At 50.2% G+C, this 21,775-nt stretch carries 21 protein-coding genes and 1 pseudogene; 12 read left to right on the top strand and 10 right to left on the bottom strand.

All coding sequences use genetic code 11. The annotated features are described in order from the left end of the window. The first annotated feature begins 18 nt into the window (after positions 1-18). Positions 19-387, top strand: coding sequence for a hypothetical protein (locus JUK32_RS26730; RefSeq protein ID WP_204141938.1), 369 nt, complete (start codon positions 19-21; stop codon positions 385-387). Here the strand turns inward: JUK32_RS26730 and JUK32_RS26725 are convergent. Next, positions 365-850, bottom strand: coding sequence for a hypothetical protein (locus JUK32_RS26725; RefSeq protein ID WP_204141937.1), 486 nt, complete (start codon positions 848-850; stop codon positions 365-367). The genes JUK32_RS26730 and JUK32_RS26725 overlap by 23 nt on opposite strands. Positions 851-1,008: 158 nt before the next feature. Between JUK32_RS26725 and JUK32_RS26720 the strand changes: the two genes are divergently transcribed. Beyond that, entirely contained in the window at positions 1,009-1,641 is a 633-nt protein-coding gene (locus JUK32_RS26720) for a hypothetical protein (protein WP_204141936.1), read from the top strand. Positions 1,642-1,895: 254 nt separating this feature from the next. Here JUK32_RS26720 and JUK32_RS26715 read toward each other — a convergent pair whose 3' ends face one another. The 4 genes from JUK32_RS26715 to JUK32_RS26700 all read right to left on the bottom strand — a co-directional run bounded on the left by JUK32_RS26715 (position 1,896) and on the right by JUK32_RS26700 (position 5,092). Then, positions 1,896-2,714 (bottom strand): hypothetical protein, encoded by an 819-nt coding sequence (locus JUK32_RS26715; RefSeq protein WP_204141935.1) that lies wholly within the window; start codon positions 2,712-2,714, stop codon positions 1,896-1,898. After that, a complete protein-coding gene (locus JUK32_RS26710; RefSeq protein ID WP_204141934.1) occupies positions 2,711-3,493 on the bottom strand; it encodes an ATP-binding protein in 783 nt (260 codons plus the stop codon). Before JUK32_RS26710 ends, JUK32_RS26715 begins: the two co-directional genes overlap by 4 nt. A gap of 11 nt (positions 3,494-3,504) precedes the next feature. Then, positions 3,505-4,107, bottom strand: coding sequence for a hypothetical protein (locus tag JUK32_RS26705; protein ID WP_204141933.1), 603 nt, complete (start codon positions 4,105-4,107; stop codon positions 3,505-3,507). 604 nt (positions 4,108-4,711) lie between these two features. Further along, positions 4,712-5,092: a hypothetical protein gene (locus JUK32_RS26700; RefSeq protein ID WP_204141932.1), complete on the bottom strand. Its 381-nt coding sequence runs from the start codon at positions 5,090-5,092 to the stop codon at positions 4,712-4,714. A gap of 153 nt (positions 5,093-5,245) precedes the next feature. Here JUK32_RS26700 and JUK32_RS26695 point away from each other — a divergent pair, with 153 nt between their 5' ends. Together JUK32_RS26695 and JUK32_RS26690 are read left to right on the top strand one after the other, a co-directional pair. Then, positions 5,246-5,611 carry a hypothetical protein gene (locus tag JUK32_RS26695; RefSeq protein ID WP_204141931.1) on the top strand — a complete coding sequence of 122 codons (366 nt, stop codon included), beginning with the start codon at positions 5,246-5,248 and terminating at the stop codon, positions 5,609-5,611. A 149-nt stretch (positions 5,612-5,760) separates the two neighbouring features. Continuing rightward, complete coding sequence (locus tag JUK32_RS26690) at positions 5,761-6,873, top strand: relaxase/mobilization nuclease domain-containing protein (protein WP_375541610.1); 1,113 nt, start codon at positions 5,761-5,763, stop codon at positions 6,871-6,873. 134 nt (positions 6,874-7,007) lie between these two features. Here the strand turns inward: JUK32_RS26690 and JUK32_RS26685 are convergent, their stop codons facing one another. Then, positions 7,008-8,114, bottom strand: a complete 1,107-nt coding sequence (locus JUK32_RS26685) for a hypothetical protein (RefSeq protein ID WP_204141929.1) — start codon at positions 8,112-8,114, stop codon at positions 7,008-7,010. Positions 8,115-9,116: 1,002 nt separating this feature from the next. Here JUK32_RS26685 and JUK32_RS26680 point away from each other — a divergent pair. Further along, the gene (locus JUK32_RS26680) at positions 9,117-10,568 is read left to right on the top strand and encodes a hypothetical protein (RefSeq protein WP_204141928.1); all 1,452 of its coding nucleotides are present in this window, start codon (positions 9,117-9,119) and stop codon (positions 10,566-10,568) included. 9 nt (positions 10,569-10,577) lie between these two features. Here JUK32_RS26680 and JUK32_RS26675 read toward each other — a convergent pair whose 3' ends face one another. After that, entirely contained in the window at positions 10,578-12,185 is a 1,608-nt protein-coding gene (locus tag JUK32_RS26675; RefSeq protein WP_204141927.1) for a hypothetical protein, read from the bottom strand. Between the two features lie 565 nt (positions 12,186-12,750). On the opposite strand from JUK32_RS26675, the gene JUK32_RS26670 reads away from it, so the two are divergent. Then, positions 12,751-13,119 (top strand): hypothetical protein, encoded by a 369-nt coding sequence (locus JUK32_RS26670; protein WP_204141926.1) that lies wholly within the window; start codon positions 12,751-12,753, stop codon positions 13,117-13,119. A 123-nt stretch (positions 13,120-13,242) separates the two neighbouring features. On the opposite strand, the gene tnpA is transcribed toward JUK32_RS26670, so the two are convergent. Then, positions 13,243-13,659, bottom strand: a complete 417-nt coding sequence (gene tnpA, locus JUK32_RS26665; RefSeq protein WP_204141925.1) for an IS200/IS605 family transposase — start codon at positions 13,657-13,659, stop codon at positions 13,243-13,245. Between the two features lie 29 nt (positions 13,660-13,688). On the opposite strand from tnpA, the gene JUK32_RS26660 reads away from it, so the two are divergent. After that, positions 13,689-14,975 (top strand): RNA-guided endonuclease TnpB family protein, encoded by a 1,287-nt coding sequence (locus JUK32_RS26660; protein ID WP_204141924.1) that lies wholly within the window; start codon positions 13,689-13,691, stop codon positions 14,973-14,975. Positions 14,976-14,986: 11 nt separating this feature from the next. On the opposite strand, the gene JUK32_RS26655 is transcribed toward JUK32_RS26660, so the two are convergent. Continuing rightward, positions 14,987-15,373, bottom strand: a complete 387-nt coding sequence (locus JUK32_RS26655) for a hypothetical protein (RefSeq protein WP_204141923.1) — start codon at positions 15,371-15,373, stop codon at positions 14,987-14,989. Positions 15,374-15,531: 158 nt separating this feature from the next. Here JUK32_RS26655 and JUK32_RS26650 point away from each other — a divergent pair, with 158 nt between their 5' ends. After that, entirely contained in the window at positions 15,532-15,822 is a 291-nt protein-coding gene (locus tag JUK32_RS26650) for a hypothetical protein (protein ID WP_204141922.1), read from the top strand. Between the two features lie 4 nt (positions 15,823-15,826). Continuing rightward, the gene (gene lepB, locus JUK32_RS26645; RefSeq protein WP_204141921.1) at positions 15,827-16,336 is read left to right on the top strand and encodes a signal peptidase I; all 510 of its coding nucleotides are present in this window, start codon (positions 15,827-15,829) and stop codon (positions 16,334-16,336) included. A gap of 25 nt (positions 16,337-16,361) precedes the next feature. Here lepB and JUK32_RS26640 read toward each other — a convergent pair whose 3' ends face one another. Further along, complete coding sequence (locus tag JUK32_RS26640) at positions 16,362-17,186, bottom strand: winged helix-turn-helix domain-containing protein (protein WP_204141920.1); 825 nt, start codon at positions 17,184-17,186, stop codon at positions 16,362-16,364. A 224-nt stretch (positions 17,187-17,410) separates the two neighbouring features. Here JUK32_RS26640 and JUK32_RS26635 point away from each other — a divergent pair, with 224 nt between their 5' ends. The 3 genes and pseudogenes from JUK32_RS26635 to JUK32_RS26625 all read left to right on the top strand — a co-directional run. Further along, entirely contained in the window at positions 17,411-17,959 is a 549-nt protein-coding gene (locus tag JUK32_RS26635) for a hypothetical protein (RefSeq protein WP_204141919.1), read from the top strand. 477 nt (positions 17,960-18,436) lie between these two features. Beyond that, the gene (locus JUK32_RS26630; RefSeq protein WP_204141918.1) at positions 18,437-21,286 is read left to right on the top strand and encodes a hypothetical protein; all 2,850 of its coding nucleotides are present in this window, start codon (positions 18,437-18,439) and stop codon (positions 21,284-21,286) included. Between the two features lie 46 nt (positions 21,287-21,332). Further along, a pseudogene (locus JUK32_RS26625) lies at positions 21,333-21,775 on the top strand (hypothetical protein); the annotation flags it as partial.

Below are 21,775 nucleotides of genomic sequence, written 5' to 3'. Positions count from 1 at the left end.
CGCTACCGCGATGTAGCAATGCAGCACTCCGCTGTGTTGTTTCACAAGGTAGTTGTCATTATGTTCAGAAGAATCATCTCCCTAGCAGTCCTATTGTTACTGGGAGTCGGGCTTGTCGGCTTCGATGGCTGCGACCTTTCCCCAACAATGCAGGAAGTCCCTGATGCCGAAGAAGTCGAAGCATCCAGCGCTGATGAACTTACCGAAGCCCTTGAATTGGCTCAGGAGTACAACGGCCTTGTTACCTATTCCACAGAAGGCGAATTCCAGGTTTGTTTCGACAATGAGGAATTGGCAAGACAGTATACCCGGCGAGTTAATCAGGCAACCGAAACCTTGTTCGCGCTCAGAGATAATCTATGCGTCACGGTTGTTGCTGATTCCTGACAGGTGGCGTAAAAACGATTGTGTGGCCCTCCCGATGCCAGTTAGTAGCTGACTCTGGGAGGGCTGAGATCGCGCTCTCTTCAGACTCCATTACGAACCAAAGTCTGTCAGATTGCACCCCAAAACCAACAAACCTGTGACCAGCAGCGATTTTTTCCGGGGTCAGGTTGCTGAGACCTTTTGCACAGCGCATCACTGCCTGATGGGTTGTCTCCGCCCGCTCCCAGGTTTCACTCAAGAAAGGTGGGTCTTCACTTTCCGCAACAACCGTCAAGAAAAACTTTGGCTCTGTTGAACTGCCGAGATTGGCACCCTCAAAGGTCGTTGTGATATGAAACTTGCCGACCACATTCTGAGCCACTGTTCGGCCTGCGATGTCCCCCATGAACCGTTGCCAGTCCTCAAGGCTGTCGCACGGTACTGGCTCCTGGCCGTTCAAGACAAATCGAGTGGGTTCAGTCATTTCGGGTAATGGACTCGACCTCTCTATTGTTGCTTTTTCCTGAAGCGCTAGCGCGATGGCGGTGTAGCAACCTCGGCTTCATTTCAGGTTTTCGTTTCAAGTCTTGCCGGGGTTGTCTCGCTACAAATTGCCAACCATCACTTCACAAGGAGGAACCTATGTTTGCAACACTTTCTAAGCCCTACGCGATCGCAGGGCAAACCATTGTGGAGACAGCAGCAGCAACCTACAAAACGCTGTCCCCAATCGCGATCGCTACCTACAAAGCACTGACCTCGAAGAAGGCTCGGCGCATTTACCGTGACGCCTGGACTATCACCAGCATCGCCATCCAAGTTACCTTTTGGCTGGCCGTCTTGGCTGGCTTATACAGCATCAAAGCTGGCCGCCAGTTTCGCGCCTGCTACCAAGCGGAGTGGGCCGCCGACGTTGAGCAATGGACTCAGTCAGCCTGCCGGTTGATTGTCCTGGCCGGACTCTACGCGGCCATCGCTGGTTACGATTTTCGCGCCTACTGTGACGCCAAGTGGGACTCGACTTCAGTCTCTGAGTCTGTCGTCGAGCCAGTGGCAGAACTGACCGTTGCTGATGCTGACTTAGCTCAGCCTGAAATCCCTGCTGCTGTCCAGGCCATCTTGGAGAGCAACGTCAAAACGACCAAGAAACTGCGAGCGATCGCCACGCATTTCGACATCCCTTGGCGCAATGCCAGGGGCGAAGGCAAGCACATGCTAAATGCTGACATCAAAGCTGCCCTGAGCGCTCACCCTGAAATTCTGAAAGCTTTGTAGCAGGGCATGGGCTAGCGCCCTGATGAAATAGAACTGCGCTCACCGGCTTTTGCAGAGGTCGGCAGCGTAGGGGAACAGTACAGGATGCTGCAAAATCCTGTAGTCTGCCCAATCCACCAACGTTAGAGCGTTTGCAAGGCTCTGACTTTGGTGGTGCAATGCGGGGGTTTTTGCAAGGCCCCTGATGTTGCAAAACTAAGACACGGCAGGAATAAAATTCCTGCCGTGCCTTCCAATTTTTTTGAGAGCTCTAGCTACTCTTCAGGCATGGGCCGATCTTCAAATTCAAGGTCTTCGTTGCTGACACCCTCAATGCCCAACCAGATTTCAATCCGCTCCAAACGCGCATCGACGGTCCCGCTCTGTAGTTGCATTGCCCGCATCGCTTGCTGGAAGCCACTGCCGCGAAAGACGACATACATCATCCCCGCGACAAAGACTGAGCCCATGCCAAACCAGACCAGGGCGGCTTTCCAGTTTGCCAAATCAGTCCAAATCGAAGTTTCTTTTTTTGGGTGGCTGGCGATCGCGCCCCGCTGCATCTGGCGCAGGGTTTGCTTCAACTCCGACTGCATTTGTTGGTTGTTCGCCTTGGCTTCGGAGAGGGCCTGTAAGACCTCCTGCGTCTGCCACGGGCTCGCTTCGGTTGTCGCTGAACCTTCGCCCAAACTGGGCGCTACTTTCAAGAAATTGAGCAACGGCTGCTCGACCCTGCTCAAGGTCATCTCGGACATCGTTAAGTATCTGGCGAACTTCGCTAAGTGTTCGGCGAGTTGCATGTAGCTGCTGCTCACCTCTTGAGTGGACTGTGCTTTGACCTTGAGGAGATTGCTCAGCTCCTCCGTTACTGTTCGCCAATGCCCCATATCCTCCTGATGATTAGTCTCACATCGGTTGACGTGCTCCGTCAGTTCTCGGATTTGTCGATCAACACTGATTTGCAGTCGGTCAACGGTGCGAGCTACGTCACTCACTGCCTGAATCAGTGAATCGTCTTCTTGAGATGGAGGTGGTGAGGTGCTCTGACCGGACGCTTTAGCTGAGCGCCCATCACCATTGATGTTCTGCATCATGCTGCCCCTGCGCTCTCTTTGGGCACACCAGATAGATTCTTGGGAGACAAGCCCAGGTAAGGAGCTGCGAAATTTAACTCAGCCACCCCCCGCCGCAGGAATGACTGAGTGATGAGCCGGTGGCCGACTGGTAGCTTCTCGGCATCGAAAAAGTTAGTGCTGGGGTGCATCTCTTGAAAGGTGAGTCGGTCTAAGGCAGGCATGGCAATCTCGATGCCTTTCAGCGATTCAAACAATTTGTACGCCTCAGACTCTTCCCAAATGGCAAAACTACTGTCGTCTGACTTGCTGCCGTCTTCCCAGAATTGATTGCGGATAGCCACATAGTCAGCGCGATCGCCACAAAAAGTCATCACATCATGCAGTGAGCGCACCGCAGGCAGGCCAATATCCAACACGCAGACAAAGCTGAAGCGATATGGCATTGCTTTGTCTTCACTTAGATCCAGGAGGTTGAAGTGTTCCATGCGATCGCGGGTCTGGTGGCCGCTGGCCGCTGGCATGTCAATGAGGGCCACATCAGGCTTTTTCTTGTCCAACATCTCCAGCAGTTTGTGAGAGCCTTCAATTTCCAGCAGGTTGCCCTTGTAGACTTGATACTTTTTCTGGGAGTGATAGTTAGCCAGCTCTGGGTTTTCGGTATCTGAGTCAAATCCAATGACATCGACTCCGGCCTCGACCAGGGCGTAGTAGAGCATTCGGGCGAACAATGTTTTGCCTGTGCCACCTTTGCCGGGAACCAGCATGACGGCACGTTTTTGTTGAGTTGAGTTAGCCATGAGTGCATTCCTCAGAGAGATTTACAGTTTTCATATCCCGTCGTCGTTTTGGGATTCCTCTTCTTGGCTTTCTTAAATCGGTCACGAAAGCGATTAGGGTGCAGATCTTGGGTTGATGTCACCTGCTGGTCTGCTGCAGGCGATTTATCAACAGCAGTTGGCTTTGCGGCTTCCGATTTGGGTTCTGCTGCCGCTGGCGATCGCGCTACAGGTTCCGGCCTTGGGGCTGGCTCTGGTGTTGATGTTGTAGATGGGACTTGTGCTGCGGCCTCAGCAGAAGGCTTGGATTGCTGGGAAGTTGTCGAGGTGGAGCGCGATCGCGATTTTGATTGTTTGCCTTTCTTCTTGCTAGTCAGTGCGTAGTAGGCTCTTTTTGCAGTGGATGGTGCAATGCGAATTTTTACGTCGTAACTTTCTTCCGCCACTGCTTTAATCGCTTTAGCAATGATGTCCCATGAGGTCTTTTTTTTAACTTCTTTGCGAATGTATGGAAGACAGATCCGAATAAAATCTCTTACTGTCCGTGGGGAGAATGATTCAACTTGTGCCTGCTTCTCTTCTTCTAATTGTTGATTGAATACATCTTTAACGGATGTCACTTCAATTTCCTCCAAACAGCAGCCTCAGCCATCGCACTTAACTTCGCCCTGATCTACGCACTATCCATTGCTCTCAACCTTGCCCGGTTCTTATCACTTTCCAACGCGCTAAATTGCGCGTTGGGTAGCGCCCTTTTCTTGAGATCGACTTTCACACTTGATGACGCTCTAAACGCAACACCATTTTTCGCACCATCATCCCCATTTGATGTGGTTTCATTTCTGGCTCTATACGCTGCCCCGTCAAGTGCCCCTGATACTGCCCTTTGAGCACCATTAATTTCCGCCTCATGTTTGGCACCGTTCTGAGCACTCTCCACTGCACCGATTTGCGCCTTTTATTTATCACTAATGTCCGCATTTGATAGCACTCCAAATACAACACCGTTTGCTGCGCCTAACACCACACCTGATACTGCCCCTGCTTTCGCTCCGGTTGTCGCACTGACTGACGCTCTACAGATACGTTAGTTAGCGCACTACTTTTGGCCCTTTTTGTCGCTCTAATGGTGCTCCGGTCAGTGCTCTCTGCATCGCCCCCAGTGCTGCTCCTGCTTTCGCACCTCCAAAGATCAACTTTTCGCGATAGCAAGTTGTGGCAGAGTGGCACCATTTGTATTTAAGCTGTGAACAATCCAGTAGCTTTAAGCGCCTGGAGGGAAGGGGGGTCGGCCAAGAGCTGTTGCGCGATCGCAGTTAACCAGGCCGCAGGATTGCTAGATAGTGGAAAGCTTTCTATCTGCTTCAGCGCTTCGCCTACTTCGAGCAAGGGCGCTTGGGCAGGCAGTGCCACAGCGATCGCTTTGAGGCGACTGGGGAGAGCTAAGAGAGCAAGATGGTCTTTGTCGAGATCATCGGCGCAGGCAATTAGATGAACTGCCAACAGGGTTTGACTGCTGGGCGCTATTCTCTCTGACTGGTCAAGTAAGTCAGTGGCAATTTGGAATAGATTATCTAGTCGCTGCTGAGAGGGGTTCAGTGTACTGTTTTGAATAGACACGCCTAGCATCTCGGTCAAGTACGTTATTTGGCTTTGAGTTGGGTCGTAAAGCGTTGGGGTCATCTTGATATTGGTGAACGTCGATACAGTCACCTTATTGAGTAGATGTCTCTGAGTTGTTACCATCGACGATTTTTTGAGTTTTTTTTGGTTATGCCTGATCAAAAACGAACTGAGCGAGTCGTTATACGACTTACGCCAGATGAAAAGCAAACCTTGGATGCTTTAAGCGGAGGCAATGGCCGTCAACATGCGCGAGATCTAATTCTTCAAGAATCAGGTACAAGCAGCCAGGTTCTTCATCAGCTTCATGCGTTTGCGCTGACGTTGAATGAAGCGCTATCAGTTTTAATTGAAGAATCAGAAGGTCAAGCATCCGCAAAGCTGACCTGCCAACTATCAGCTTTGCGCGATGCAATGAAGCAGTTGCAACGACAGACACAAATGGAAACAAGTATCTCGGTTCAGGAGATTTTGCAGCAGCTCCATGATGCGGTCGGAGGCGATAGATTAGCTTAAGAGGTTAATTCCTGCCTAAAAGAAATCCAACCATACGCTTTCCGATGAGGATTAAAGTTACTAAGTCAAGTGATGCTCAGGCGCTCTGTGCTTACGTGCTAGATGCTGAAAAACAACCTTCCACGCAGCGCTTGCCCGGAGAGGCTATTTTGGCTTCTAACATGGTGGGCGAAACAGCCGCAAACCTAGCGCGAGAATTAGAGTGGCAAGCAGCCCTTCCCAGGCGCAAACCTGTCGAGAAAATTGCGGTTCACTACTCAGTCAGTCTCACGCCGGGAGAAGAGTTGACTCGGAAACAGATGGCGGCTGTCACTCGACGATTGCTTGCAGAAATGGGTCATGAGCGTTGTGCCTACTTTGCAGTGCAGCATCACGACCAAGAGCATAAGCGAGGGGTGCAGCACTGGCATATTGTGGCGGCGACGGTCAACACGGCAAATGAATGGATTGACGATAGTTTCAGCAAGTTGCGACTCCGCAAGGTTGAGCGATCGCTTGAGAACCGATTTGGGTTAGCTTCCATGCCCGACCGTCCGACTATTCACATCAAGAATCTCACCACTGGAGAGTCAAGACAAAAGTCGCGAACGGGTGAGGTGTTGCCCAAGGAAAAGTTGTGGGCAGCGATTGACGCAGCCACAGCGGATAAACCGACGATGGCGCTGCTCGTCACACGACTCAAGGCCGAGGATATTGACGTTCAACTCCGGCACAGCGGCGATCGCTATACGGGTATCAGCTTCGGCATAGACGGCTCTGCTTTTGCAGGACGGCGATTGGGCCGCGCCTATTCCTTCGAAGGTCTTCAGAAATATCACTCAATTTATTACGACACGGCCCAGGACAGCACCTTGCAGCAAACGGCAAATGCGAGCTCTGCCGAGTGCCAACAGAAGCTGGCCGACTATGAGGAGTACCAGCGGAAACTGCGGGAGCTGTACGAGCACTATGCCCAACCATCGACCAATCAGGAGTCGGGGATAGAGCGAGATCGCACAGTCGCCAATGGCGCAATCTCCGCAGGACATTCCGAACAGGAGATATTAGAAATCATCAGGCAGGGCGATACTGCCCAGGCGGTGAGGCAAGGGTTTGGGCAATGCGAAGAACTAGACTATTGCCAAAGTGTCATTCAGACGCAGATGGAGTCACAGCAGCAACAGCTAATTGAGCAGCATCGGCAAATTCATGATCTGACTCAGGAGAAGCAAAAACGACAAAAGTGGCAATGGCGGCTAAAGAAACCCTATATGGAACTTTGACATACTCCCCCGTTTAGAAAACGGGGGAGTATGTCAAGCTTGCTCTTCGTAAATGATTAATTTCGGAGAATCAGGAAAACGTAGTTGAGTAAACATCCTTCTCGAAGGCTAGAACATGAATAGAGCAGAGATTTTTATGTATTGTGGCTATTACTGCTAAGTCGAATCTTATCGGTATTGAGCTGAAACTCTATCAATACACTGTTCTTCCTTTTGCCCGGTATCTCACAAGCATTTAGCAAGAAGCCTTTCTCCTTCAATTCATCAACCGTTCGCCAGAAAATAGTGCTGTTCCGAGAAGTATTACTTCCAAATAAGTCCAAATTCTTGAACAAATGACGTTTCGATATTGTTAGATACTGGCCGTCTTTCGGAGAATCCCATTTTAGTCGACTAGCTAAATATATAAGTAGCTTTGTTCCATAGTTGTTGTTGGCGCTGCCTCCAACTCGCTGTTGCATGTCAATATTGCCAAAAAGCACATAATCACCACCAGCCGGTGTTGGTGTTTGGAAGAACTCCAAATTCACTAAGTATTCATCTGCTGACCCGTAGGTATAATCAGCTGCTTTGTCTGTATCAAAATCACGCTGTACATTGTCAACTTTAAATTTTTGAATACGCAGAATGTTTTTGATCGTGACTTCAGCGACGATGCCATTAGCAGTCTCAGTTTCTTCAGCGTAAACTAGCTCCGTTCTGTGTAATGCCATTAGATCGCAATGAAGCTGGGATCTGATGTTTGCATGAAAGCCACCATCCTTAGTGCGGCTATAGCCCATAACTTCTAGTAAATCATTCGAGCGAAATTTCGCTATTGGCCCAGTCTCACAAACAGAGGCCGCTCTGTAAAGATAAAGAACTAATTCCACTTGTCGCGGATTTAGAAAGGTAAGCAGTGTTGCTGTCAACCGTCGAACCCGCATATCCTCAATTTTTTCTAAGCCTTTAATACCTTTGCTTAAGTAGGCTTCTAAGTCTATGTTGTCGTACTGCTTTTTAAGCTCTTGCCATGCTTCTCTAGAAAGATTTTCCAAGGGAATCCGGCGCGTCAGACCAACTTCACTCATTTCCTCTGGATCAGCATCGACCCTCATCTCTAAATAATAACCACCTGCATCTGCACGGAGAACGGGCAAATTAACATCAGGATTACGAAACGAAGCGCCTGCACGAGGCAAGAGTCGAACAAGTTGGCTATCAACTGCGAATAAATCAAGTTGCGTGCTTGAGTTGCCCATAACAAATGCTTTCCACAGCTTCGGTTAATGAACCTCATAATAAAGGCGTTCTTTCAAAATAGAAAACACCTATCAATTTAGCGTACGTTTTTTAGGGAATTGCCTATCAATTTGGCGTAGGGAGTTGCCTATCATTTTGTCGTATGTAGCGCGTCAATGCCTATCAATTTGGCGTAGGGAGTTGCCTATCATTTTGCCGTATGTAGCGCGTCAATGCCTATCAGTTTGGCGTAGGGAATTGCCTATCATTTTACCGTATATAGTGGATGCTCTCATCAGCTTACTTGTATCTGGCGAGAGGTTTTGGCCAATTGCCTATCAATTTGGCGTAGGGAATTGCCTATCATTTTGCCGTATATAGCGCGTCTACGCCTATCAATTTGACGTAGGGAATTGCCTATCATTTTACCGTATATAGCGCGTCTACGCCTATCAATTTGGCGTAGGGAATTGCCTATCATTTTGCCGTATCTCTTGCCTATCATTTTGCCGTATTAAGAATTTTAAGTGGTTGAATCCCTTATATTCCAGTGCTAACCTCTGCCTATCAAAACAGATGAACTGATGCCTATGGTTCAAAATCTGTCTTAAGCAATCAGGGTAGTTCTTACGCGGTTGCTCAAGGCAACTGGCTCACAAAAGACCAAAAGCAAAGACCCTAGCTCACCGTCCAAAGTTCGCATAGGGCCTTTACTTAATTACACAATCCACAGATGTGGACGATTTTATCGTGCTTAACAATTTTAGCAACTCTAGATTCGATTCACTAGAGCAGCTTGGGTTTGTTCACAATGACGGCTTAGGAGGTGTGCCATTTTAGCGGCAGGCACTACCTCTTTCGCTTACATAGAGGAGAAAGAAACCTTTCTCACTCTATTTCCGCATCGCTATGATTTTATTTATGCCGCTCATCCTGATCTTGGAGATCGCCCTCAATGGCAAACTGAGAGCCGCTATCCCCTCAGCGATCGCCTCATTCAGCAAGGGGCTTACCTCTATGGAGTGCGGTTTGGCACCGAGACTCAATATTGTCTGCTAGATATCGATATTGGCAGTGCATATCATCCAAAACAAGACCCGTTAGCCATTAAGCGGATTGCCGATGCTTTAGAACCTCTGGGTCTTGTCAGCTATATGGTCTGTACCTCTAGCTATTCGCAAGGGCTGCACCTTTACTTTCCGTTCGAGACACCTCAGAACTCCTGGCAGCTTTCAGCCGTGGTCACGACCCTGCTAGAAAATCAGGGTTTCAAGTGCCAGCCCGGCCAATTGGAGGTGTTTCCTAATCCTAAGCTCTACGTGGTTGAGGGCACACAGACTCTCTTCAATGCCCATCGGTTGCCCCTGCAAGCAGGCTCCTATTTGCTTAATGCTGAATTGGAACCCATTAGCGGTCATCAGGAAACGTTTGTTCAACAGTGGCAGCGGTGCCAACAGCGTAATTCAATTGACTCAGGGATTATCGGCCAGCTACTTCGGCAGCAGCGTCGCTGTCGCCATCGGGTATCGAAACGAGCGGATAAGTTTCTCAATGATCTCAATGCTGAAATTGACGTCGGTTGGACAGGGAAAGGACAAACGAATCGTCTGCTGGGCCGCATTACAATGCGGGCTTACGTTTTTCATCACGTTATCCATGGAGGCTTGCCCCTAAGCGGGGATGCCTTGATAGAGGTGATTGTCACTACCGCTCAATCTTTGTCGGGATATCGTGAATGGTGTGGGCATCAGCATGAAATTCACCAGCGAGCCGCTGAGTGGGCTAGATGTGTTGAAAACAGCCACTATTTTCCCTACGGCACGTCGCAAGGCAAATACAAGTCTAAGCAAAATGCTAAAGATAGTGCAGTTATTGAAACGACCTGGAACGAACAGCGATCGCAAACGGCCCAACATAAAATCCAAACAGCGATGTTGGACTTATTTAATAGTGGTAACCTTCCTCAAACAACAACTGTTCGGTTCAAAAAACTGTTGGAGTATGGCATTGGTGGGAGCACGCTCTACAAGTACAAGTCCCTTTGGCATCCGAACCTGTGGAAAACCCCCCAGACCCCCCAACCTCTAAATGGGGCGGCAGCAGCGGCAACGGCTACGCCAGCCGCTGCTGCTCACCCTACAAGCTTATTACCTGGCGATGATAGTAACCCTTTGCAGGGCAAGGGTTTGAGGCACCCTGAGGAGGCTGCTTCGGCATCGGAGGTGCGTAATGAGGATGGGGTGGTCGGCTGGCGACAGCTATTTTTAGACCTCAAAACGCGACAAGCGCAGCAAAAACGTCAGGCGAAATCGCAAAAAGAGGCTTACTGGCAGTCTAGAGCGCGACAAGATCGCCAGAGTTATCGAGAAAAGATGGTGGAGTATCTGCGATCAGGGGATCCAATCCTGATTCGGGAGGCCGAGCAGTGGTTTTGCCGTGAGAGCGCCAGTGAGCAAAACCGAGAGCCGCTTTGATGGCGGCGATCATGCTTTGCACTGAGTGCAGACTCCCCCATGAATTTGCAAAAAGTAGAGCAACTTGACGAGTTCATACTCGTTCAGTTCGCGCAAAGAAGATCGCCCCTCGAAGCGGGGCCGCAAAAATTCACGCAAGTCCTCAATTTGCCACTTAAACTGTTGAATTTTTCGCTGAACGAGTGAATAGCACTCATCAAATGGGATATCTGGGGGCGGGCCTTGGCTAGAAGGTTCCGGTTCCGGTTGTGGCAAACCCCAAAAATCCCCCCGGACCCCCCTGTTGTTAATATTTTTCTCTTCCGCACCAACCTCAAGAAGATCACGCTTCATTATCCCCCCCCTGGTGTGTAACACCTGCTGTTTATCAGGGTTTGGTGGATCGGGTTCAGGTTTGGGAGCGGATAATTCCATCGCCGCCTCGACTGAAACCTGTATCGGCTCTGCTGTTACAGACACTTCATTGGGATGCCAGAGATCCGCGTTCTTGTAGACCGTTTTTACGCTGCTGCAAGCAACCTCGGCGATGCGGTGGGCGAAGTTGCGGATTGTCGTGATGGGTTCGCTGTCCCGAATTTTTGCGATCGCCTCAGCAATGCGGCGACGGGCATCGGCGGCTCTTACAGCGTTTTTGCCTCCTGGCGGCGGCTTGGGCTTCTCCCTAGTGCCGTAGGGCCAATAGAGATTGGGGATCGATCGAGCCCACTCCCTCGCGCGTTTATAGATATCAGGTTGATGGCCGCAGTATTGCTCGTAGCCGGGAGAACTGGTAGCGACATCAACGATGTAAGTCACCAGGTCTGAACCATCTAGTCCTTCAAAAACGCGCCCCCGCTCGGCAATCGCTTTGATTAATCGGTTGGTTTGTCCTGGCCCGGTCCAGCCCTGGGCAATCTCATCGTCTAAATCCGCTTTCCATGCGGTCGCTGTTTTTGAGAGCCTGCGCCTGCGAGATACCTGCTTCCGCGCCTCACGACCATGCGGTAGTGCTGCCCGCAGCATCTCCATGTCCTGTCCCTGTGCAGCCCAATCCCAGTTTGCGAAAAACACAGAGAGGCGATCGCCTATCGGATTGAGGTCATCATCCAGCAGGCAGGAGCCTGACTGCGGCTGGAGTGGGAGCCGATGACCGTTGTACTCAATGAATTTGTCAACGCCGTAAGTCTTCGTGTTGGGGAAGATTTCGAGGTGGCCCTTCTCAATCTCAAACCCTTGAGCAATCAGGCATTGTTCGACAACGCAGGCTAAATCAAAGGTGGGAACCTCTGTAGGCAGAGGAATATAAACATGCAGCCCGCCGCTAACGCTGGAGCTAATAGGCAACGTGCGAGCAATGCCAATCGTCTCCAAGGCATCCTTGATAGCCGTAACAGCCTCGGCGTTGCAGTAGCGACCGAGTGTGTCGAGATCAATCAGCGCATACTTAGTCGTATGGCCGAACCTAACGCCAACTAGCTTGTGAGGATCTAGCCAGTCGCGCCACAGCGATCGTGGGCGCTGTTCGTAGTTTAAGGTGCACCATCGAGCTGGAGCCGCGTTGGGGGACTCCAGCGTTTCCCAAAGATAATTGCCAAAAATACTGAGGAGTTGTTGCCCGTCTTCAGATCTAGGCAACAACGAAGCATTCTCTTCGCCAGGGCAGTTCATAAGGAGTCAAGGTTATAGGCTGACTAGAACCTTGAGCCTCCTGAGATTCCGCAAAAAATATGTTGCAAAATTTGCCTAGCTGCTAATATAAAAACAGCTAAGTGAGGCTCAATTCAGTCAGCAAGACTAAATTCAGTCAAACTTTAGTTACTTCGGAAGAAAGGCGGCCCACCATCCTTCCTATTAGATCCCCTGACGTTTCAACGTCAGGGGATCTTGCTATGTACTGTCCATGCTTTCCTCGCTCAGCTGCACTTATTCCGTGCAATTTTTCGTGTATTAGAATCCTTCTTAGCCGTATGTTACCGCTTAGCCAGCGAGATCGATCAATAAATCTAATCGATCTCGCTGGCTAGGCCGGGGGGATGGGTAGGCAAATATGCGCGTTTTCGGGAAGTAAGAGGGTTTGCTATTGCCCCCCACTTGCGCCTATCTTATGTAGAAGGATTTAGAGGGCACTAAGCTTCCTATGGACAGTAGTGATAGTGGAGACAAACTCTTTCGAGTCAGTCTCCAGGCCGCGCTAAGGTTCACATTGAAAGATAAAATCGGCACTACTGCGGGCCAGTTCGCTGCAAGGGCACAAATTGGCGAGAGTACTCTTTCAGAGTTCATGAACTCTCGTAGGTCGATTAACCTTTCTACTTTCGAGGCGCTAGTGTTTGCCTTAGACCGAGAACAGTATGACTACTTCTTGTCGATCCTATTCAATGGAAACGGCATGCTTCAAGGCGCGGATGTCAGCTTTGAGGAAGACACTGAAGATCAAAGGTCGGTTCGAGATGCTTTCTTTGCGCTGGTTGCTAGTTACTGCTATAGATGTAGCCAAGCCGAGCAGCTTGACCTCTTGGCAGTTATTTACGAGGCATCCTTACAGAACCCGACCCTAGCATTGGATCAATAGGATGAGTCGTGAGAGAAAAACGACCGTTGGAGAGAGAACTAAATCGCGGCTATCCCCGTCCTCTATAGGGCGGGGCAGGATAGCGGGCAGACGAAGGGGTTCGATGCCCCTGAGTCGGCCACTTTACTTAGAGCCGCGAGAGTGAGCATTGATGTACGCTTTCAACGTTTCGAGCGGAGCACCGCCAGCGGAACGAATATAAAGCTGGTCGCCCCACAGACCCTTTTTCCAGTTTCGGAAGTGAGGGCGCAACTCAGGCTCAAACTCTTTTCGGAGGATTCGACTGCTTGCCGCCTTCATGCTGCCCAACAGCGTGGATGGTGCAATCTTAGGATGCAAGTCCAGCATGAAATGAACTTGGTCGGCCTCACCATCACATTCAAGCTGGATGCAGTCATTAATGACGCAGATCCGGGCCGTCACTTCTGCAATCCGGCCAATCATGACTGGGGTTAGGCATTTTCTCCGGTAAGCTGTCACAAAATAAGTGTGCGACACAATACTAAAAACACTGTGAGCACCTTTTCTATACTCTTGCATAGCATGTTCGACTAAGGCATGATTAGTACATGGTAACTCGTCGTGTCACATTCAGGCTTTATCCCACCAGGCAGCAAGAGCAAACGCTGTTTGAGTGGCGGAGGTTGCATTGCTACCTCTACAATGCCTGCCTGGAGCATCGAATCACGACTTACAAAGTCAGCAAGAAGACCGTTGGCTATATCGACCAGCAAAACCTGTTGCCTGCCTTCAAAGAGTGCTGGCCCGAGTACAACGAACTCGGTAGTCATGCCTTGCAGGCAACAGTGAAGCGAGTCGATTTTGCGTTTCAACGATTTTTCAAGGGACTGAGTAAGTACCCCAAGTTCAAGTCCATCCGCCAGTATTCGGGCTGGACCTTCCCTGACAAGCAGAGTTGGAAAGCCCTGACCGATGGCAAGCATGGTCAACTACAGATTACGAATCTGGGCAAGATTCGGATGCGCGGCAAGGCTCGAACCTGGGGGTTGCCAACCACTTGCACGATTGTCTACCGACGCAGCGTGAACAAGTGGTATGCCTCTATCACGGTAGAGTGTGTGCCCGTTCGAGAAACTGGGCCTGGGGCAGTCGGATATGACTTGGGTTGCAAGGATGCGGTCACGTTCTCGGATGGGGAAAAGGTTGCTAAGCCTGACTTCATCAAAGAGGGAGATGCCCAGGTAAAGGCCGCATCCAAAAGTCTTCGCAGAAAGCGCAAGCCCGACCGGAAGAAAGGTGTGAAAGCCTCCAGTCGGTGGCGTAAAGCGATTCGGCGGCTCAGTCGAATCAAGCGAAAGGTAGCCAACCAGCGAATGGACTGGCTACACAAACTCACCAGCGATACAGTTCGCCGTAATAGCCTGATTGCCGGTGAAAAACTCAACGTCAAGGGAATGACTGCCAGAGCCAAAAAGGGAAAACGGAAAAAGCAAAAAGCAGGCTTGAACCGTTCCATCCTGTCTGTTGGCTTTGGCATGGTCGGGCCAATGCTGGATTACAAGTCAGCAGAGGCTGGTGGGTTTCACCTTGAATCCCCCACCCAGCCGCTCAAGCCATCACAGCGATGTGCGGAATGCTGGGAACTGACACCTAAGACGCTGAAGGATAGAGTTCATGTTTGCTCTAACCCGGCATGTGGTCATGTCGAGGATAGAGATGTCAATGCTGCCCAGGTCAACTTGATCTGGGCACGGGGCCAGGAACTTGGCCTAACGTCAAGCGCAGAGTCGCCAAGCTCTACTGATTGCAACAGCATGAAGCAACTTGGGGCGAAGAAGCGCCAAAAATCTCGCTCGAAGGCAGGGGAAACCCCGCCTTCTCAAAAGGCGGGGTAGTTCATAACTCGTTAAGGCTGTCTAGCCACGATTTTTTGGCGCGATTGGATAACCTCTCTGAGTATATCCATGTACTCGTCTTGAGTACAGGCTATAAGGTGCTTCTGTAAAAGCGTTATTGTTTCTTTGTGTGTCGTTTGACCTTTTCCGTCTCTCCCTCCGGGATTGAGTAGCGCAAAATAAAATGATTGGGCTTCTATCGGCAGTCCATTGAGCACTTTTTGCAGACGCTCTGTCCCTAAATCGGTACTTCCTGCCAGGAACCGGGATAAGCTGCTTTCAGAAATGCCACTGGCCTGTGTAATTGAGGCGCGAGAAATTTGAAATTCTTTAAGAGTTAACTCAAGAGCATGTCTCAAGCTGATTGTATTAGCTTTTCTCATAATCAAATTGTTCATGATTATTATTTTTAACCTGATCTCTCAAACTAGTACTTGGATTTTCTCATGTCAAATCCCCCTGGGGGGTATCTTTCGCTCTCAGGGAGAAAAGGGAACAACTCAGAGACATCTACTCGATATCTTGATGAAGTAGTTCTCGGAGGTGCGCGGGTTTGATGAAGGGCCACTACTGCGATAACCACAGAATCAGCCAGATTGAGGCCGCACTAAATGCCATTTCCAAGCAAATGGGTCTGGATAGTTCGCCGTTAGATGGCTTTGAATATTCCACCCCTGTTCTCGTTCAAGACTTGTTGGGAAATGCAGAAGAACTTTCTGAACTCTGCGAGGTCTTATCCCAGAGATCCCTAAATGCGGCGCAGCTTGAATCATTAAAGGCTCTAGAACTCACGGTGATGACGCTGGAGCAAAAGGTTGAGGATTTCGCGTCAGCTATTCGGGGGTAGCACCATGGCAACCTTTTCAAAAGGCAAGGCCATCATTCGAGATAGCTGGATGGATACGGTATGGATTGGTGGTCCCGGCGTAGTGCTATTCTTGCTGCTCCGGCAACTCTTTCCGATCAATGTGGTGCCGACTCCCTCAATGGAGCCCACAATCAAAGCGGATGAGCGAGTGTTGGTCAATAAATTGAGCCAGAGTCCTCAGCGAGGTGACCTTGTACAGTTTGATACAGGTTTTCGTTACGGCCTGGGCGATCGTGAGGCTGTAAGGTTCATCAAGCGAGTTGTGGCTATTCCAGGTGATACCGTAGCGATTGAATCGGGTCAGTTAGTTGTCAACGGAGTTGTCATTGAAGAGGACTACGCTACTGCTGCAACTGAAGACTATCCCATGGTTAAGGTGCCTGCTGATCATTATTTTGTACTGGGTGATAACCGGGAAAAATCCTATGACTCGCGCTTTTTGGGAGCGATCGAAGCAGACCAAATTGAGGGACAAGTTATCCTCATTTTTTAGGGCGACTTTAAACTGGTCTAGACATCTATACGCTCGTCATCGTGAGCGTCGCCTGACGATGATAGTTGTCCAAGATGTTTGAGTCGGTCAAATGGTTGATGTCGTCGCTAGGGAGCGACACGGCATCGAAGAAGTAATAGCCAACACCGTCTTGCGTTTGGATGAAGGGATATTTATATCCTGGTTCTAGCCTCCATTCTGTTTTCAGGTTACTTTTTAGCTTCCTGCGCAAGTGGCAAACCGTCTTGTCGATCGCTCTATCGCCGACCTCATCTGGCTCCCTGATTAGATTCGCCACGATTTCATCACGACTCCATATCTTGCGCGGAGACTGAATGAATAGCCTCAAGATAGAAAACTGAACGGGGCTAACCCGAAATTCTTTAAAGAGGGTGCCATGAGCACTTTTTATATAACAGTCCTGGGTTTCTGTATTAATCAGTAAGTGCGATGACATCAGTGTTGCTTTACCAATCCCAATTCTGCGATCTAACGCAGCAAGTCGGGAAAAAAAGATCTGGCTTTCGATAGGTTTTTGAAAGACTAAATCAAACCCAAGGTCAAGATAAAGGGACTCAGAATGGATCCTAGACTGTCGAGGAATTACACCAATCATGACGGGATAATATCCTCCTGTGGTTGGCGTTATGTATAGTTCTTTTAGGCGTGAAAAGAAAGCTGGTAAAGCTATAAACGTCTCTGTGTCAATGACGACTACATCTGGCTGATCCCTATGTATTAGCGGGATAGACTGATATGGTTCACACTGGTTGATTTCCAGATCGCGAGAGAAGAAAGTTTCCCTCAAAGCCGTTAAACCGTTTCCTTGTTCAACCAAGAGTATGCGCATTGTTATCCTTTCCGCTCCTAGAAGAGTTGCATAAATGCACTAAACTACGTGATTTTACTGCTTCTGCCTCCATGTTTGGCAGGCAATAATTTACGTATCCTAAAACTTTCGCTTCATCTTGGTCGGACACAACTTGACATAAGTTTACATAAAACTATCGAAAGGTAACAACTCAGAGACATCTGCTTGATACGGTCTGCTTGTAGGCATGGAGGATTACTTATATGTATTTGGTAACTACTGGCGATCTACAGCAAAGCAAGGTCTCGCATCGGCTGAGTCGTTTTCTGCCCTATTGCGTGATGGGCGGAATTGCAGCCGTGTACCTGACGGTAAGTGCGTCCGCTCTAATGATCGGTCTTGGTTTCTTGGGTGCGGCGAAACTGGCGATCGGTTACGCAGGACGGTCGAATCCGACGATTCAGCAGATAGCTGACAAAGTTGACCGCCGCCAATACATGCGGATAGTCGCTGCGCTGTTGTTTGGGGTGGCATTGTGGGGGGGGCTGAACGGCAATGCTTACGCCCAATTTTTTGGTGCAGCAGAAGAGTTCTTTACAACAACTTTCGGTGATGCGGCGGGTGAAACTGTCCCCATCATATTTGGCGTACTCCGCGCATTGTTCCTTTTATATATCGCCGTTTCTCTGATTCGCGTCATCAACGCCGGACGCAACGATGACGATTGGCAGCAGCTAGCAAAGGCTCCCCTGATTGTGGTGGTGGCTGTCGTAGTCGCAGATGTTTTAACTGGACTGGTTGTTGGCGCATAGGTCTTTGGCCGTTTCAGTCACGGTTATCGAGTTGGCCTTTTCATCTCGATAACTGAGTTTCCACGTACAGGCTTTTGATGATGGCGGTACGAAATCCAGACGATTTCATTCAAGTGAATGGGGCGCTGAACCTAAAGCCGAGTTTTGGCCCCATCCCGGCAGATCAACTCATTCCCTGGTCGGTGATTGCGTTGGCAAATGTTATTGTTGCCAACCGCATCCTGGGCCTAAGTTGGATCATCACGATTCTGAGTATTTGCTGGGGGATGGCGACCTGGTGGATTCTCACAGGGAGCGACGCGAGCCGCTTCCTATCGAAATTTCATTCAACTCCCTATTGGCTGTACGGCAACTTACATTACTCCAGCCCGCTAGACCCTGGGCAGTCTAGGGACCCAAAAAAAGCAAAGCGTAAACGCAACCGAAAGCAGAAGCGATCGCGTCGCCCCAAGCGCATTAGAACTGATTTTTAGAGCCATGAGCAAAGATAGGAAGCTGGGCAAGCAAAAAGTTAAGCTGTTTGCCAAAAATCGACAGAAGCAACAAACAGTCCAAGCGTTTGAGGACTTCTGCGCCCTGCGCGGCTTCGTCCAGTTCCAAACTAAGGGGCGTGATGTGGGTGCGGCGTTGCTCTCACGCCGGAATGCCTACCGTTTAGTGTTCGGCTTTTCCTGCCAAGGCATCCACGACACTCTGCGCCCTGACCAAGTTTTGCCGACGCTCGAAAAGGTTGAATCAGGGCTGAAGGAACTCTTTTCGGGCAGCATGTTGACGTTTCACCTCACCAGCTTTGCTGATGACAGCGATCGGCAGGCAGAGTTAGACGAACTCATCGCCAATGCTCCATCTCAAGAATTGAAGCTCATTTTAATGAGCGAAAAGAAGCGAGTTAAAGAGCTGGCTCAATCAGGGGTGCGGCGGGTCAAGCAGCTCAATATCTATTGCAGCGTCACCATCGGGGGCGACGATCCGACTGATGCTGATGCCGATGTGATTGAAAAAATGCTGGCAAAGCTCGTCACGGCCTGGGAGCGCTTTAAGGGGAAGGGTGAGCAGGTTGAGCGGCGGCGATTCGAGGAGATGTTTCGCAACGTCTTTGAGCGGTACCTGCTGTACGAATCCTTGCTGGATGCCAAGATGGGGCTCGATATAAAACCCCTATCCACCGATGCTCTGTGGCGTAACATATACCGCGTTTTTAACGTGGGCAATGCTCCTGCGGTGCCCAATCCCATCGTCTTTGATGGCAAGCATATCCACGAGCGCTACACCAGCGAAATTGATGTCAAGTCTCTGCTGGTGCAAGGAGAAGGGGGGCAATCCCGCGTTCCCGAAGCTGACAGAACTTGGGTGAAGGTCAAAGACCGTCATGTTGGCGTCATGACGCTCACCAGCAAGCCAGCCGGGTTTGCCAACATGCGATCGCAACTCCGGTATCTGTGGGATGTGATGTGTCGGCCTAGCTTCATCGACACCGAGATCATTTGTCAGGTGACGGCGGCGAATGCCGCGCTGGTCAAAACCCAAATGCAGCGGTTGATTAAGCAGAGCAATAATGCCGCCCTCAGTGCTGCCGACAATAGAAGCATTGACGTTTCGGCATCGCTGCGAACTCAGAAGACGGTTGATGCCACGGCTCAAATTATTGAGGGCTCTATTCCGGTCAAGGTGGCGACCGTATTTTTGGTGCATCGTAAGTCGAAGGTGAAGCTGGATGAAGCCTGTCGGCAGTTGGCAGAGTCTTTCATTCAGCCCGCTAAGGTGACTCGCGAAAAAGAGCTGGCTTGGCAATACTGGCTGCAATGCTATCCCTTGCTGGCCTGGGAAAAGCTGCTGGGCTCTCCCTACAACCGCCAGATGACTTACCTCAGTAACGAAGCCCCTGGCCTAATGCCGCTGACCCAGACGCGGCAGCTTAGCAAAACGGGGTTTGAGCTGATTGCCGATGAGGGCGGGAGTCCAATTCGGATTGACTTCGTTAAAGAGCACCGCAACATTGCCGTCTTTGGGACGACCCGCTCCGGGAAATCAGTTGCGGTCTCTGGGATGATGTCGCAGTTCTTGGCGCATGGCTATCCCATCGTCTGTTTGGATTATCCCAAACCGGACGGTACCTCCACCTTTACCGACTATGCCAAGTTCTTAGAACCCAACGCGGCCTACTTTGACATTGGGCGCGAGAGTAACAACCTCATGGAGATGCCCAACCTGTCGGGGCTATCGGCTGAACAAAAAGAGGAGCGTTTTCAGGACTATAAAGCGTTCCTGGAGTCAGCTCTAGTCACAATGGTGTTGCCCTCAACTGAAGGGCAGGTGCTCCTAGAGCAGACAATCCGCAGTTTGTTGGGGCGGGCGCTCAATCGCTATTTCAAAGATTCAGCGATTCGAGAGCGCTATGCTGCCGCAGAAGCTGCCGGATATGGTTCTGCGGCATGGGATAACACGCCGACACTGCACGATTTCATCGGGTTCTGCACCCATGAAAATCTGGATTTAGAGCATAAGGCGGGGCCTGAAATTGAGGCGGCGTTGGGTCAAATCAAGTTGCAGCTCAATTACTGGCTAAATTCCAGAATTGGCAAAGCGATCGGTCGGCCCAGTTCGTTCCCCACTGACGCGCAACTGCTCGTTTTTGCCCTGCGCAACCTCAGTAATGAGAACGAAGCGGCAATTTTGTCTTTAAGTGCGTACTCGGCGGCGCTGCGTCGGGCGCTGGGTAGTCCCAAGTCCATTTTCTTTATTGATGAGTCGCCCATTCTCTTTGAGTATCAGACGATTGCGCAACTGATTGGGCGGCTGTGTGCGAACGGGGCCAAGGCGGGAATTGAGGTGTTCCTCTCCGCGCAAGACCCGGACACCATCATGAAATCGGAATCTGGCCCCAAAATTATGCAGAACATGAACGTCAAGATGGTGGGCCGCATCCAGGCGGTTGCGATCGACAGTTTCGTGAATCTGCTCAACTATGAGCGCACGATTATCGCTCGCAACGCTTCAGAAGCCTTTTATCCCAAACGGTCGGGCTTGTATTCCAACTGGCTAGTGGATATCGACGGCCACAGCATCTATGCCCGGTACTATCCCGGTGCCGTGCAGATTGCCACTGTTGCCAATAACCCCGACGAGCAGCAGGTGCGGGCGATGAAGCTGGGTCAACTGCGGGGCAACAAACTCAGGGCGACTTATGAATTTGCTGAGGACTACACTCAGGCAATTCAGAACGGCGCTGGCATCGCGAAGCTGGCTGAGAAGTATCAGCAGGAGGCTAATCAGTTACGACCTGAGCTGGCTGAGGCTCCTGCTGAGCAAGCAAAGGTAGGTGTTTAAAGAGTTTTGATAAGCAGTTTTAGTAAGCAAAGTTCAGGAGGGCTCGATGAATATTCAACGTTGGATGAAGGGCATTGGCTGGGTTTCAGTCACTTTGCCGATGGCCTTCGCGATCGGAGTAGGCGTCACTGCGCCTGTTGCCGAAGCGCAGACCTTAGTTGCCCCGGAAGATGCCCCAGAGAACCCAGGAGAGAACGCAGGCGAATCTCCTAGCAATTTGCCTGAACCGACCACGACAACAACTGGTGGCGGCGATTTGACTGGTGAAAGCATCCTCAACGGCGACCTGGATAGCATCTTGAATGGCGATTTAGATGGCATCTTGAACGGTGATTTAGATGGCATCTTGAACGGCGATTTAGGAAGCATCTTGAATGGTGATTTAGGAAGCATCCTCAACGGCAATTTAGGCAGCATCTTGAATGGTGATTTAGGAAGCATCCTCAACGGCGATTTAGGAAGCATCTTGAATGGTGATTTAGGAAGCAT

It is taken from the genome of Halomicronema sp. CCY15110, from assembly GCF_016888165.1.
Taxonomy (GTDB): Bacteria; Cyanobacteriota; Cyanobacteriia; order Phormidesmidales; family Phormidesmidaceae; genus Halomicronema.
This window is presented reverse-complemented; position numbering and strand designations above follow the sequence as displayed.